The sequence below is a fragment of the Streptomyces sp. NPDC052109 genome (assembly GCF_040680195.1).
In the GTDB taxonomy this organism is placed as follows: domain Bacteria; phylum Actinomycetota; class Actinomycetes; order Streptomycetales; family Streptomycetaceae; genus Streptomyces.
The window spans coordinates 103,952-118,252 of sequence record NZ_JBFAWF010000022.1 but is presented as its reverse complement, the minus strand read 5'-3'; the positions used below and the strand labels follow the sequence as shown (position 1 = coordinate 118,252).

13 protein-coding genes are annotated in these 14,301 nt (G+C 72.7%); 3 read left to right on the top strand and 10 right to left on the bottom strand.

All coding sequences use genetic code 11. From position 1 onward, the window contains the following. Positions 1–11: 11 nt before the first annotated feature. Positions 12–1,163 carry an acyl-CoA dehydrogenase family protein gene (locus AB0L59_RS33345; RefSeq protein ID WP_365590423.1) on the bottom strand — a complete coding sequence of 384 codons (1,152 nt, stop codon included), beginning with the start codon at positions 1,161–1,163 and terminating at the stop codon, positions 12–14. A gap of 103 nt (positions 1,164–1,266) precedes the next feature. Here AB0L59_RS33345 and AB0L59_RS33340 point away from each other — a divergent pair, with 103 nt between their 5' ends. The 3 genes from AB0L59_RS33340 to AB0L59_RS33330 all read left to right on the top strand — a co-directional run bounded on the left by AB0L59_RS33340 (position 1,267) and on the right by AB0L59_RS33330 (position 3,786). Beyond that, entirely contained in the window at positions 1,267–1,926 is a 660-nt protein-coding gene (locus tag AB0L59_RS33340) for a TetR/AcrR family transcriptional regulator (protein ID WP_365590380.1), read from the top strand. A gap of 41 nt (positions 1,927–1,967) precedes the next feature. Further along, positions 1,968–2,681 (top strand): winged helix-turn-helix domain-containing protein, encoded by a 714-nt coding sequence (locus AB0L59_RS33335; RefSeq protein WP_365590379.1) that lies wholly within the window; start codon positions 1,968–1,970, stop codon positions 2,679–2,681. A 169-nt stretch (positions 2,682–2,850) separates the two neighbouring features. Further along, positions 2,851–3,786, top strand: a complete 936-nt coding sequence (locus AB0L59_RS33330; RefSeq protein ID WP_365590422.1) for a DMT family transporter — start codon at positions 2,851–2,853, stop codon at positions 3,784–3,786. A 30-nt stretch (positions 3,787–3,816) separates the two neighbouring features. Here AB0L59_RS33330 and AB0L59_RS33325 read toward each other — a convergent pair whose 3' ends face one another. The 9 genes from AB0L59_RS33325 to AB0L59_RS33285 all read right to left on the bottom strand — a co-directional run bounded on the left by AB0L59_RS33325 (position 3,817) and on the right by AB0L59_RS33285 (position 14,213). Beyond that, complete coding sequence (locus AB0L59_RS33325; protein WP_365590378.1) at positions 3,817–4,899, bottom strand: Zn-dependent alcohol dehydrogenase; 1,083 nt, start codon at positions 4,897–4,899, stop codon at positions 3,817–3,819. A gap of 15 nt (positions 4,900–4,914) precedes the next feature. Further along, the gene (locus tag AB0L59_RS33320) at positions 4,915–6,303 is read right to left on the bottom strand and encodes an aldehyde dehydrogenase family protein (RefSeq protein ID WP_365590377.1); all 1,389 of its coding nucleotides are present in this window, start codon (positions 6,301–6,303) and stop codon (positions 4,915–4,917) included. A 108-nt stretch (positions 6,304–6,411) separates the two neighbouring features. After that, on the bottom strand, positions 6,412–7,095 hold the full coding sequence (locus AB0L59_RS33315) for a class F sortase (protein ID WP_365590376.1): 684 nt from the start codon (positions 7,093–7,095) through the stop codon (positions 6,412–6,414). Further along, positions 7,082–7,759: a hypothetical protein gene (locus tag AB0L59_RS33310; RefSeq protein ID WP_365590375.1), complete on the bottom strand. Its 678-nt coding sequence runs from the start codon at positions 7,757–7,759 to the stop codon at positions 7,082–7,084. The genes AB0L59_RS33315 and AB0L59_RS33310 overlap by 14 nt, the downstream gene beginning before the upstream one ends. 101 nt (positions 7,760–7,860) lie before the next feature. Next, a complete protein-coding gene (locus AB0L59_RS33305) occupies positions 7,861–9,096 on the bottom strand; it encodes an MFS transporter (protein ID WP_365590374.1) in 1,236 nt (411 codons plus the stop codon). Positions 9,097–9,119: 23 nt separating this feature from the next. Then, a complete protein-coding gene (locus AB0L59_RS33300) occupies positions 9,120–10,505 on the bottom strand; it encodes a citrate:proton symporter (RefSeq protein ID WP_365590373.1) in 1,386 nt (461 codons plus the stop codon). Positions 10,506–10,629: 124 nt separating this feature from the next. Next, positions 10,630–12,861, bottom strand: coding sequence for a molybdopterin oxidoreductase family protein (locus AB0L59_RS33295; protein WP_365590372.1), 2,232 nt, complete (start codon positions 12,859–12,861; stop codon positions 10,630–10,632). A gap of 112 nt (positions 12,862–12,973) precedes the next feature. Next, positions 12,974–13,591, bottom strand: a complete 618-nt coding sequence (locus AB0L59_RS33290) for a TetR/AcrR family transcriptional regulator (RefSeq protein WP_365590371.1) — start codon at positions 13,589–13,591, stop codon at positions 12,974–12,976. A 64-nt stretch (positions 13,592–13,655) separates the two neighbouring features. After that, complete coding sequence (locus AB0L59_RS33285; RefSeq protein WP_365590370.1) at positions 13,656–14,213, bottom strand: hypothetical protein; 558 nt, start codon at positions 14,211–14,213, stop codon at positions 13,656–13,658. Positions 14,214–14,301 lie beyond the last annotated feature (88 nt).

Here is a 14,301-nt window from a genome sequence, read left to right as displayed (position 1 = left end):
TCGCGCACCGCTCAGAACGCCGAAACCCCGGTCAGGGAACGGCCGATGAGGAGTTTCTGGATCTGGCTCGTGCCCTCGTAGAGGGTCATCACGCGGGCGTCGCGCAGGAGTTTGCCGGCCGGGTACTCGTCGATGTAGCCGTAGCCGCCGAAGACCTGGAGGGCGTTGTTGGCGGCGCGGACGGCGGCCTCGGAGGCGAACAGCTTGGCCTTGGAGGACTCGACGGCGAACGGCCGCCCGCGGTCGATGAGATCGGCGACCCGCCAGGTGAGCAGCCGGGCCGCGTCCACGTCCACGGCGATGTCGCTGATCAGCTCCTGCACCAGCTGGTGGTGGGCGATGGACTTGCCGAACTGCTCGCGCTCACCGGCGTGGCGCACGGCGGCGTCCAGCGCGGCCTGGGCGATGCCGACGCAGCCCGCCGCCACCGACATCCGCCCCTTGGCGAGGGCCGACATGGCGACGGAGAAACCCTTGCCCTCCTCCCCCAGCATCGCGGCGGCGGGTATCCGCACGTCCTCGAGGACGAGTTCGGCGGTGGCCTGGCCGCGCAGGCCCAGCTTGCCGTGGATGGTGCGGCGGGTCAGGCCGGGGGTGTCGGCGGGCACCAGGAAGGCGCTGACCCCCTTGTGGCCGGGGGCGTCGGTGGAGCGGGCGAAGAGCAACACGACGTCGGCCCACGTGCCGTTGGTGATGAACATCTTGGTGCCGTTGACGACGTAGTCGTCGCCGTCGCGTACGGCACGCGTGGTGAGGTTGCCCGCGTCGGAGCCGGTGCCGGGCTCGGTGAGGCCGAAGCAGCCGACGTACTCGCCCGAGGTCAGCCCCGGCAGCCAGCGCCGCTTCTGCTCCTCGTCGCCCCAGGCCGCGACCGACTTGGCGACGAGCCCGAGGGACACGGACACGATGCCGCGCACGGAGGAGTCGCCGCGCCCCAGCTCCTCGGTGACCAGACAGTACGCGAGATGGTCGCCGCCGGAGCCGCCGTACTCCTCGTCGACGGTCAGCCCGAGGAAGCCGACCTCGCCCAGCTTCTTCACGATGCCCCGGTCGACCTCCTCGGCCCGGTCCCAGGCGACGACGTGCGGGGCGATCTCGCGCTCCACGAAGTCCCGGGCGAGCTGCCGTACGGCGGCCTGCTCCTCGCTCAGCTCCAGGTTCACCACGCGATCACCCCACAACAGAAAGAATCCGACGACGGACCTCGGAAGCCGTACCCTTAAATTAGCACTGCTAGTTTCCAGTCGCAGCCCTACTATGTGCGCCATGGCCCGACCGCGCAAGCCCCTCCTCAGCACCGACCGGATCGTCGAGACGGCTCGGGACCTCGTGGACCGGGAGGGCCTGGCGGCCGTCTCCACCCGTCGGCTCGCCGCCGAGCTGGGGGTGAGCGGGCCCTCGCTCTACAACCACTTCCGCACCAAGGACGAGATCCTGGAGGCGGTCGCCGACTCGGTGAGCGCGCTGGTCGACCTGTCGATGTTCGAGGACGGCCGGGACTGGCGCACCGCCCTGCACGACTGGGCCGTCTCCTACCGGGCCGCCCTGCGCGCCCACCCCAACATCGTGCCGGTGCTCGCGCGGGGCCCCGGGCGGCGCCCCGCCGCCCTGCGGGTGGCCGACGCGGCCTACGGCGCGATGGCCGACGCCGGCTGGCCGCCGGCCCAGGCCACCTCCATCGGCGCGCTGATGCGGTACTTCATCATGGGCTCCGCGCTCGGTTCGTTCGCCGGCGGTTTCGTGGACGACGCGAGCGCCTACGACCCCGCCGACTATCCCCACCTCGGGCAGGCCCATCTGCTCGCCGAGCAGCAGGAGAAGATCGACGAGCGGGCCTTCGAGACGGGGCTGACGGCGCTGCTGGACGGGCTGACGCAGCAGTACGCGCAGGTGCGGCAGCAGGTACAGCAGAGCGGGCAACGATAATTCGGCCGGGGCCGAAGTGTCCGTGCCGCATGCTGGGTCGCATGACCGCCAAGGATCCCCAGGCCGCCGGTCTCGCCGCGCTCGCCTCACTGATCGCCGACGAGACCCGGGCGGCGTGTCTGCTGGCCCTGCTCGACGGGCGGGCCTGGACCGCCGGTGAGCTGGCCCGGCGCGCCGGGGTCGCCGCTTCGACGCTCAGCGAGCACCTGGACAGGCTGGCGGCCGGCGGCCTGCTCGCACAGGAGCGGCAGGGGCGGCACCGGTACGTACGGCTGGCCGACGCGCGCGTCGCGGGGCTCGTCGAGGACCTGGCCGCACACGTGCCCCCGGCGGCTGTACGGCAGCCTCCTCGTACCCTGCGTGAGTCGGGTGCCGGATCGGCCATGGCTCGGGGGCGTACCTGCTACGACCATCTCGCGGGCCGGATCGGGATCGCGGTCACGGATGCGCTGACCCTGCGGGGGCTGCTCCGCCAGGACACCGGGTTCGCCCTCACGGATGCGGGGCTGGAGTGGTTCAGGGCTGCGGGTATCGCCCTGGACGTGTCGAGCCGGCGTCCGCTGGCCCGGGCGTGCCTTGACTGGACCGAGCGGCGGCCCCATCTCGCGGGGACGGCGGGGGCGGCCCTGTGCCGGCATGCGCTGGACGTGGGATGGTGCGTGCGGATCGGGTCCGAGCGGGCGGTGAAGGTGACTCCGTCGGGGAAGCGCGCGCTGTCGGAGCTGTTGGGCATCTCGCCGGAAGAGCTGTGTTGAGTGCGGCTGACGAGGTGGGGCGTGTTCTCGTCTGCCGGGTGCGGGGCCGTGGTGGGCCGCTCGCGCCGTTCCCCGCGCCCCTCGGGTACTCGTCGCGCCGCCCGCCGCGACGGCACCGTCCGATTTCCGCCGGCCCAGACCGTCGCCGGTACCTAGCCTCGGGAGCATGATGAACGCCGCCCCACGTCACCGCCTGCTGCCGGCCGTCGCAGCCGTCGTCACCGTCGTCCTGTGGGCGTCGGCCTTCGTGGCGATCCGAAGTGCGGGGCAGGAGTACTCCCCCGGTGCGCTGGCTCTCGGCCGGCTGGCGTCGGGGGCCGTGGCCCTGGGGGTCATCTGGGCCGTACGGGGGGAAGGGCTGCCGCCCAGGGCCGCGTGGCGGGGCATCCTGCTGTCCGGGCTGCTGTGGTTCGGGTTCTACATGGTCGCCCTGAACTGGGGCGAGCAGCAGGTGGACGCCGGTACCGCCGCCCTCGTCGTGAACGTCGGCCCGCTGCTGATCGCCCTGCTCGGCGCCCGCCTGCTCGGTGACCCCATGCCGCCGCGGCTGCTGGCCGGGATGGCCGTGTCCTTCGCGGGCGCGGTGACCGTGGGACTGTCGATGTCGGGCGGGGGCGGATCCTCCGTCCTCGGTGTGGTGCTCTGTCTGCTCGCCGCGGTGGCGTACGCCGGCGGGGTCGTGGCGCAGAAGCCGGCCCTGGGGCATGGGAGTGCGCTGCAGGTGACGACCTTCGGGTGTCTCGTCGGGGCGGTGGCGTGTCTGCCGTTCGCCGGGCAGTTGGCGCACGAGGTGGCCCACGCGCCCGCGCAGGCCACCCTGGACATGGTCTACCTGGGCGTCTTCCCGACCGCGCTCGCCTTCACGACCTGGGCCTATGCCCTCGCCCGCACGACCGCCAGCCGGATGGGCGCGACGACGTACGCGGTCCCGGCGCTGGTGGTGCTGATGTCGTGGCTGGTGCTCGGCGAGGTGCCGGGCGTGCTCACGCTGGCCGGCGGAGTGCTGTGTCTGGCGGGCGTGGCGGTGTCGCGGTCCCGGGCGCGCGGTGGCCGGACCGTCCGGGTCGCGGCCGGCGAGGAGCCGCGACCCGAGAAGGTCACCTGAGGCCGCCGCGGATCCGGCGGGCGACCGGCGTCAGAACACCACCAGCGCCCGGCCTCCCTTGCCCCTGAGCATGTTCTCGAAGGCGGCCGGGATGCCTTCGAGGCCGATCCGCTCGGTGACCAGCGCGGAGAGGTCCAGGCGGCCCTCGCGCACGTGCTCGGCGAGCACCGGCAGATCGCGGGCCGGGTCGGTGTTGCCGTACACACAGCCGGACAGGGTGCGGCCCCAGTGGAAGATCTCCAGGGCGTTGAAGGTGACTTCCTGGTCCTTGCCGCCGATGCCGACCACGGTCGTACGGCCGCCCCGGCGAGTGGACTCCCAGGCGGCGCGGATGCTGACCGCGCGGCCCACGCACTCGACCGAGACGTCGACGCCCTGCTTGTCGGTGAGGGAGCGGATCTCGCGGGGGGTGTTGTCGGAGGCGAGGACGTAGTCCGTGGCGCCGGCCGCCCGGGCCAGCTCCTCCTTCTCGGGTGAGACGTCGACGGCGATGATCCGGGACGCGCCCGCGATTCGGGCGGACTGGAGGGTGGCGAGGCCGACTCCGCCGACGCCGAAGACGGCCACCGTCTCGCCCCGGCGGACCTTCGACGCGTGGTGGACGGCGCCGTAGCCGGTGAGGACGGCGCAGCCGAGGAGGGCGGCATCGGTGAGGGGGATGCCCTCCGGCAGCGGCAGCACGCAGGACGCGGAGACGACCGTCTCCTCGGCGAACGCGGCGACGTTCAGGCCGGGATGGAGGTCGGTGCCGTCGGCGGTGCGGGCGTAGACGTCGGCGGCGCCGTTCAGGGCGTTGGCGCACAGCCACACCTCACCGAGTGCGCAGGCGTGGCAACGCCCGCAGGACGGGGCCCAGTTGAGGACGACGGGGTCGCCCTCGGTGACGTGCGTGACACCCTCGCCCACGGCCACGACCGTGCCGGCGCCCTCGTGTCCGAGGACGGCCGGGACCGGAACGCGCATGGTGCCGTTGGACAGGGACAGGTCGGAGTGGCAGACACCGGCGGCGGCGAGGCGCACGCGGACCTGTCCGGGGCCCGGGTCGGGCAGGTCGATGCCGGTGATCTCCAGAGGGGCGCCGATGGCGGGCAGGACGGCGGCTCGTACGGCCATGGGTCGCGTACTTCCTTAGAACTGGAGGGACTTGGTCTGGAGGTACTCGGTGAGCCCGTGCGCGCCGAGTTCCCGGCCGACTCCGGACTGCTTGTAGCCGCCGAAGGGGGCGAGGGGGTTGAACCGGCCGCCGTTGATGTCGACCTGGCCGGTGTCCATGCGGCGGGCGAAGGCCACGGCCTCGGCCTCGTCGCCGGCCCAGACGGCGCCCGCGAGACCGTAGACCGTGCCGTTGGCGATGCGCAGGGCGTCCTCCTCGTCGTCGTACCGCAGAATCGTGAGGACGGGTCCGAAGATCTCCTCCTGGGCGACGGTCATCTGCGGCGTCACGTCGGCGAAGACGGTCGGGGTGATGAAGTAGCCCTTGTCGTGCGGGGATTCGGGGCCGCCGGCGACCAGGCGGGCGCCCTCGGCGATGCCCTTCTCGATGTAACCGCGCACCCTCGCCTGCTGTTTGGCGTTGACGACGGGCCCGATGCGGTCGCCGTACTTGGCGGCGGCCACGGCGGCCAGCTCGACGGCCTCGTCGTAGCGGTCGCGGTGGACCAGCATGCGGGTCCAGGCGCTGCACGTCTGGCCGGAGTTGGACATCACGTTGGCGACGCCGACGTTCACCGCCTTGGCGAGGTCGGCGCTCGGCAGGATGACGTTGGCGGACTTGCCGCCGAGTTCGAGGGCGACCTTCTTGACGGCGGCGCCGGCCACGGCGCCGATCTGCCGGCCGACCGCCGTGGAGCCCGTGAAGGAGACGAGGTCCACGTCGGGGTGCTCGGCCAGGGCCTGGCCGGCGACCGGGCCCGCACCCGTGACCAGGTTGAACACACCGGCCGGCACGCCCGCCTCGTGGACGGCCTCGGCGAACAGCTGGGCGGTGAGCGGCGTGTCCTCGGCGGGCTTGAGGACGACCGTGCAGCCCGCGGCGAGTGCCGGGGCGACCTTGGCGACGATCTGGTGGAGGGGGTAGTTCCACGGGGTGATCGCGGCGACCACGCCGATCGGCTCGTGCAGGACGGTGGAGTTGCCGACCTTCTCCTCGAAGGGGTGGGTCGCGGCCAGCTCGGCGTAGGAACCGGCGACCGCGATCGGCACGGCCGCGTGCACGGCCTGCGAGAACTGCAGCGGGGAGCCCAGTTCGGCGGTGACCGTCTCGGCGATCTCGTCCTTGCGGGCCACGAGGACGTCCCGGAGGGCGGTGAGGCGCGCGGCGCGCTCGGCGGGGGGCGTGGCCGCCCAGCCGGAAAGGGCCGCCCGCGCGGCGCGTACGGCGGTGTCGACGTCCAGGGCGCCGCCCGCCGGCACCCGGGCGATGACCTGCTCGTCGGCCGGGTTCACGACCTCGATGACGTCCGTGCTCGAGGCGGGGCGCCAGGCGCCGTCGATGTACAGGCCGTCGTGTGCCTTCATGCTGCTGCCTCCCGGCGGGTCTACGTCGTCCGACACACAAACTAGCGGCGTTAGTTTTTCGACGCCAGACGTACTCGGACATCATCGCCGGGCGGCCGCGCCGGCCCGTCACTTGGTCGCGGTCAGGTGTGCGAAGACCACCACGTTGCTGGTGTAGCCCGTGCGCCGGCTGAAGTAGCCGCCGCAGGTGAGCACCCGGAGTTCGGGGCGCCGGGTCTGGCCGTAGACCTCCTTGTCGGGAAAGCCCGCCTTGTCGAAGACCGTCACCCGGTCCACGGTGTAGACGGCGGTACGGCCGTCGGCCCGCTCGACCTCGATGAGCTTGCAGGGTTTGACCTGGGCGAGCGCGGCGAAGACGGCCGGACCGGTCAGGGTGTCCCGGTGGCCGACGGCGATCGCGGTGCCGGACTCGCCCGGCGTGGGGCCGCCCTCGTACCAGCCGACCAGCTTGGGCCTGTCCACGGGCGGCGTCTCCAACTGCCGGTCCTTGTCGAGCCGGAGGGCCGCGATCCGGGCGTCGACGCCCAGATACGGGATGCGGAAGGACGTCGGCCGGGACCGGGGCAGCGGTCGGGGCGGGGCTCCGGAGGCCGGCGCGCAGGATCCCTTGCCACTCGCGCCCCCGCCGCCGGCGGCCGCCACCGCGTCCGGGCCGTCCGACCCGGCATGCCCGACATACCCCTCGCAGCGGTGGCCCACCGTCACCAGGACGGTCACCAGCAGGGCCGTCCTGGTGAGGCGGTAGGCGCGGGTCCGGTACCAGGGCCTGCGTCGGCGCCTACGCGGCGCCATGAGGCCGCCGGCGGTTGCGCCGGAGATACATCACACCGCCGACCGCGCTCAGGCCCACGGCACCCGCGGCGGCCACCGGCGAGTACGCGGCGGCCGTGTCGACGAGACCGCCGCCGCCCGCGTGCACACCGCCCCTCGGCGGGTCGTCGCGGTCCCGGCCGCCCCAGGCCGGACCGTCCTGCTGGTGGTGGTCCTGGTGGTCCTCGATCTGCCCGTTCGGACCGTGCCCCTCGTCGTGCTCGTGCCGGTCGTGGCAGTTGACCCGGAAGAGCTTCTCCTTGACGGCACCCGCCGCGACCCAGGTGAGCTTGTACTGCCCGTCGGCCAGGCCGATCACGTCGGTGTGTCCGGCTCCTTCGGCGAGCTGGATGACACCGGTGAGGGTGGCGGCGCTCGGCAAGGGGGGCTGCGCCTGGATGATGTAGGGGATGTTGGGCAGGATGTCGAAATTGACGGCATCGAGGGTGAACTTGCAGACCACCGGATCGTCCTGCGACATCCCGGGGCGCTCGCCCACGCTGTGCACTCTGATGTCGCCGTTCGCCCCTTGGGCAGCCGCGTTCGGTGCCGCCACCCACGACGCACCCACCGTGGCGAGGGCGGCGAGGACGACAGTGGCGCCCGCACGGGAGCCGAAGGCACGTGGTGAGGTGTGGGTGGGCATGCACATTCCTCCGAGTCGGACGATTTTCATACAAATCGCTCTTTCGCCTGGACTCTGCGCGATGGACGCCCCGACGCGCGGCACCGACGCCCGACGCGCCGTCAGAGATCGCTCGTGCGGCGCAATCCCGTGCGCCGCGCCCGTTCTCCCGTCACCCGTCCGGGCCCCTTCGGCCGCCCGGGCGAGCGCATCCCCACCACCGACGACAGCAGCAGCAGCGCCCCCAGCATCACGAACGGCGCCGCCACCCCGGCCAGGCCCGCGACCAGGCCCGCCGCGGCCGGCGCGGCGACCTGGCCCAGCCGGTTGCCGGTCAGGCGCAGCGCGAGCGCCGTGGAGCGGGCCTCGTCGGGCGCCGCCTGCACCACCGTCGTCATCGACAGCGGCTGCCCCACGCCCAGGCAGAAGCCCAGGGCCGTGAGCATCGCGCCCAGCGCCCACACCGGCGCCGGAAGGGCGACCCCGGCGCACAGGACCGCCGCCAGGAAGCAGGTCAGGGCGAGCAGCGCGGGGCGGCCGAGCAGCCGGAGCAGCGGGGTGAGAACCAGCCGGCAGGCGATGGTGGCACCGGCGCGGAGGCTGAGCAGGACGCCGACGACCGAGGGGGCGATGCCCCGGTGTTCGCCGACCACCGGGAGATAGGCGGTGAGGATGTCGGTGGCGGACAGGACGGACAGGCTGATCAGCATGCCCGCCGGCACGCCCCGGGCGCGCAGGATCCCGGCGACCGGCACCCGATCGCCCTGCGGTGAGCGGGAGTTGACGGTCGTACGGTCCTCGATGCGCCACAGCGAGGTGAAGGCGACCGCCGCGCCGGCGCCCGCCACCACCAGGGCGAGCGCGCTGCCGGCCGCCATGTCCGGAGCGCCGATCAGGGCGCCTGCGGCGATCGGGCCGACGAGCTGGCCGAGGGAGGCGCCGATGGTGAAGTGGCCGAAGTTGCGGTCCTGTTCGTGCGGCGCGGACCGGCGGGCGACCAGCGACTGGGCGCCGATGACGAAGCAGAGGTGGCCGAGGCCCATCACCCCGCTCCACAGGGCCATCGCCCACAGGGAGTCGACGAGTCCGCTGAGCGCGCAGCCTCCGGAGATCAGGACCACGCCCGCCGGGAGCAGCGGGGCGCAGCGGCCGTGGTCGGTGCGCCGGCCGAGGGGGACGGCGGCGAAGAGCGGGAGCAGGGCGTAGACGCCGGCGATGACGCCGACGGCGCGTTCGTCCGCACCCAGCGCGAGGGCCCGGTAGGAGACGGCGGGGCGGGCCATCGACACCGCCCCCTGCGCGAAGCCGAAGGCGAGGACGAGGCGGAGCAGCCAGCCGCGGTTCCCACCGGGCGCCATGGATCGGTCCCTCCCTGGAGATTTCAGATGATGCCGAAGAGGATTCCCGCCCCGAGGACCACCAGGGAGGTCAGGGCGGCCCACTTGACCACGAACCGGGTGTGGTCGCCGAACTCCACCTTGGCCATGCCGACGAGGACGTAGACGGCGGGGACGAGCGGGCTGGACATGTGCAGCGGCTGGCCGACGAGCGAGGCGCGGGCGATCTCGAGCGAGGAGACGCCGTGTGCGTGCCCCGCCTCGGCGAGTACCGGCAGGATGCCGAAGTAGAAGCCGTCGTTGGACATGAAGTACGTGAGCGGGATGCTCAGCACGCCGGTGACCAGGGCCATGTGCGGACCCATGCCGTCCGGGACGTTGTCGACGAGCCACGTGGCCATGTGGTCGACCATGCCGGTGCCCTGGAGCACACCGGTGAAGACGGCGGCGGCGAAGACCATGCCGGAGACGTTCAGGACGTTCTCGGCGTGGGCGGCGATCCGGGCCTTCTGGTCCGGCATGTGCGGGAAGTTGACGGTCAGGGCGAGGGCCGCGCCGAGCAGGAACAGCACCGGGATCGGCAGCCACTCCATGATCATGGCGGTGAGCAGGGCGATCGTGAGCAGCGCGTTGAACCGGTACAGCCCGGGGCGCAGGGTCGCCCGGTGCGGGTCGAGGCCCTGGAAGCCCTCGTCGCCGTCCGGCCCCTCGGGCAGAGCGGAGCCCGAACCCCCCGTGCGCACCGCGACCGTGCCGGGGCCGGCGCCCACGAGAACGGTCTGCTCCTCCGCCACCAGAACCTCGTCCAGGGTGAGCACGCCGAGCCGCTTGCGCTCGCGGCGGCCGAGCACACAGGCGAGGACGAGGACGAAGAGCAGGCCGACGGCCAGGGCCGGGACCATGGGCACGAAGATGTCGCTCGCGTCGACCTTCAGCGCGGTCGCGGCACGGGCGGTCGGGCCGCCCCAGGGCAGCGTGTTCATCACGCCGTTGGCCATCGCGGCGACGCCGGTCATCACGACCAGGGACATCTTCAGGCGCTTGTACAGCGGGTACATGGCCGAGACAGTGATCATGAAGGTGGTGGAGCCGTCGCCGTCCAGGGAGACGATCGCGGCGAGTACCGCCGTACCGACGACGACGCGCAGCGGGTCGGCCTTGCAGAACCTGAGGATGCTCCGCACGATCGGGTCGAAGAGCCCGACGTCGATCATCACACCGAAGTAGACGATCGCGAACATGAGCATCGCCGCGGTGGGGGCGAGGCCGGTGACGCCGTCGATGACGTAGTCGCCGAGCTTGGCGCCCTTGCCCACGAACACGCAGAACAGCGCGGGTATGAGCACGAGCGCCGCGATCGGCGACATCTTCTTCAGCATGATCAGGACCAGGAAGGTCGCGATCATGGCGAAGCCGAGGATGGTCAGCATGAGTGGATACCTAACGTTCGCCCTTGAACATCCCACCTGGGGGTCGGCGGTGCGACGACGTTAGGTCGCGTCGACTGGCGTTAACAAGATGTTGACGCGTGAGCAATAAGCGCGAAAGTCCAGGTCACAGGCTTGCGGAGAGCTGGACGGGGACTCCGTTCAAGACAGCGTTGCCCGACAGCGGGTCCAGCAGGCTGCCGTCGAGCAGCTGGTTGACGTTGACTCCGGGCGCGGTCGCGGCGTGGCCGAGGCGGGTGCCGGGGCGGTCGTGGCCCCAGCCGTGCGGCAGGCTCACCACCCCGGGCCGTACGGCGTCGGTGACCTCGGCCGGTGCCACCACCTCTCCCCCGGCGCCCTTCACGGTCACGTCCGCGCCGTCCCGGACGCCGAGCCGGGCCGCGTCCTCGGGGTGGATGTGCAGGGTGCAGCGGTTGGAACCGCCGGTGAGGGCGGGCACGTTGTGCATCCAGCTGTTGTTGGAGCGCAGATGGCGACGGCCGACGAGGACGAGTCCAGCGGGCCGTTCGCGCAGCGCCCGGCGGAGCCGGGGCAGGTCGGCGGCGATCGGGCCGGGCAGCAGCTCGACCTTGCCGCTCACGGTCTTCAGCGGCTGCGGCAGGCGCGGGCGCAGCGGGCCGAGGTCGATGCCGTGCGGGTGGGCGAGCAGCCTGTCCAGGGTGAGTCCGTCGGGTCGTACGCCGAAGCCGTCGCCGTACGGGCCGAGGCGGAGCATCATGTCCAGCCGCCGCTCGGGGCCGGTCTCTCCGGTGAGCTGCCCGGCGAGTTCGCGCGGGTCACGCCCGTACACCGGCGAGTGCTTCTCCTGTACGGCCTTGCCGAGGGTCTGGTCGACGACCATCGCGTCGACGGCGGCCGGCTCGGTGCCGTGCATCCCGGTGGCCGCGAGGATCAGCCGGGCGTGGATCTCGCTCTCGGCCATCCGGCCGGGCTCCGGCGGGACGGCGGGACGGGTGTAGCGGACCTGGTTGCGCACGGCGAGGGTGTTGAAGGCGAAGTCGTGGTGCGGGCTCTGCGAGGGCGGCGGCGGGGGCAGCACGACGTCGGCGTGGCGCGAGGTCTCGTTCAGGTACGGGTCGACGCTGACCATGAAGTCCAGCGAGTCCATGGCCCTGTCGAGGCGGTCGCCGTCGGGCGCGGACAGCACCGGGTTGGCGGCGACGACGATCAGCGCGCGGACCGGCTCGCCCTCGTCGGTGGCGGTGTCGATCTCCTCGGCGAGTGCGGAGAGCGGCAACTCACCCTTGGCCTCGGGAAGCTGCCGTACCCGGGAGCGCCAGCGCCCCAGTGCGAAGCCGCGCCCGGGGCCGGCCGGACGGGGCGTCCTGTCGGTGGCGGCCTGCGGGAAGAGGGCGCCGCCGGGCCGGTCCAGATTGCCGGTGAGGATGTTGAGGACGTCCACCAGCCAGCTGGCCAGGGTGCCGTGCGGGACGGTGCAGCTGCCGATGCGGGCGTAGACGGCGGCGGTGGGGGCCGCGGCGAGTTCGCGGGCGAGGGTGCGGATGGTCTGCGCGTCGATGTCACAGGCCCCGGCCACGGCGTCGGGAGTGAAGTCCGCCATGGCCGCACGGAGGTCGTCGAGGCCTTGGACGTGCGGGGCGAGGTGGGCGAGGTCGACCAGGTCCTCCGCGAAGAGGGTGTGCGCCATCGCCGCGAGCAGCAGGGCGTCGGCGCCCGGGCGGATCGCGAGGTGCCGGTCGGCGAGCTTCGCCGTGCGCGTGCGGCGCGGGTCCACCACGGTCAGGTGGCCGCCGCGCGCCTTGAGCGCCTTGAGCTTGCCGGGGAAGTCGGGGGCGGTGCACAGACTGCCGTTGGACTCCAGGGGGTTGGCGCCGATGAGGAGCAGATGGTCGGTGTGGTCCAGGTCCGGCACGGGGATCGCGTTCGCGTCGCCGAACAGCAGCCCGCTGGAGACGTGCTTGGGCATCTGGTCGAGCGTGGAGGCGGTGAACACGCTGCGGGTGCGCAGGCCGGCGAGGAGGAGCTGCGGGTAGAGGGCCCCGGCCACGGTGTGCACGTTGGGGTTGCCGAGGACCACGCCGACCGAGTCGGGACCGTGGCCCTCCAGCACCGGGCGCAGGCCGGCGGCGACCGCGTCGAAGGCCTCCTCCCAGGTGGCCTCGCGCAGCTCGCCGTGCCGGCGCACGAGCGGCGTGCGCAGCCGGTCGGGGTCGGAGTCGACGGCCGCGAAGGAGGCGCCCTTGGGGCAGATGAACCCCCTGCTGAAGACGTCCTCGCGGTCACCGCGGGCGCCGGTGACGCGGGTGCCCTCGATGGTGAGGGTCAGCCCGCAGGTGGCCTCGCACAGGGGGCAGATTCGCAGGGCGGTGCGGGACACGAGTCCTCCCGGAGGGTCGGCGGCGATGCCGGGCGAGCACGGAGACGGCGTGACCGGCTCGGCATGAGCATACCGACCGGTATGCATGGCGGGGAGCCCTTGAGGACGATCGTCAGTCGAGCACGCGTCCCAGATACGCCCGCAGCAGTTCCCGGGTCTCGGCGATGATCGCCTCGTCCCCGGCCGGGTCGGTCCGGAAGGCCAGCTGGACGAGGGTGTCGGCGCTCTCCACGGCGACCAGGAAGACGCGGCGCAGGTCGTCGTCGGGGGTGCGGTCGAGATAGCCGGAGAGCAGCTTGGTGAGCCGGTCGGCGACCCGGGTGTTGGGCTCGGTGTGGCGGGCGCCGACCGGTATCTGATTGCCGAAGTCGACCAGGGAGAAGCCGGGTGCGGTGCGTTTCATGGCCAGGTACTCGTCGAGCACCGCGTCCATCGCGGCCCGCCAGTCGCCCTTGCCCGCCTTCCTGAGCCGCTCGGTGACACGCTCGGTGTACCGCTCCAGGTTGCGCTGGGCGAGGGCGTCGGCCATCTGCCGCTTGTTGCCGAAGAACCGGTAGACGGAGCCGATGGGCACACCGGCGCGCAGGGCGACCGCGCGGGTGCTCAGGTCGTCGTAGCCGACCTCGTCGAGGAGTTCGGCGCAGGCGTCGAGGATCCTGGTCAGCCGTTCGGCACTGCGCCGCTGAACGGGCGCACGGCGGAGCGATGTCGCATGGGGCACGGGCCTCATGATGCCTCTCCCCTTCGGTCCGGTGAACCTCACCCTCTCGTACGCAGAAGTGTGGCCGGCGCACTCATTTTCCGGCGGCGACGGTCGCCGTACCGGTCGCGGGCCCGGGCGTCGCCGCCTCCGCGCCCGACACCGTGATGTCGGCGGTGCTCTGCACCGGCTTGCCGTGGACGGCCCACACGGTGCCGTCGTCGGCGTAAAGGCGCGCGGTGACGTGGTGGGTGCCGTGCGGCACGAGGCCCTCGGGCAGGTGGTACTCGTGGGAGCGCAGTCCGGTGATGCGCCGGCCGTCGACGAAGAGGTACACCAGACCACGCCCGGGGACCGCCGTGGACCCGGCATGGGGTGCGGAGCAGCGGAAGCGGTGGAACGCCAGCCGGACGTCCCAGCCGCCGCCGGAGTCGGGGGTCACCTCGACGCCGACCTGCGGTGCGTCCCTCTTGTCGACCTCGCGCAGGTGCCGACCCGTCCCGTCGGTGTCGTCCAGGACCTTGCCGACCGGCGAGGGCGAGAGCGTGCCGCCGCGGGCGTGACCGGTCGCGCAGCTCGCGGCGCCGAGCGGCAGCAGGACGCTCGCCACGAGTGCGGCGAGGCTCCTGCGGGTCCACGACGTCCTCGGCATGCCCGGAGAGTAGAACAACGCCCCGGCCGGCCGAATCCGCCTCAAGTCTGGTTCCGGCCGCCCCCGGAAGTCCCTCTGGGGGACTACC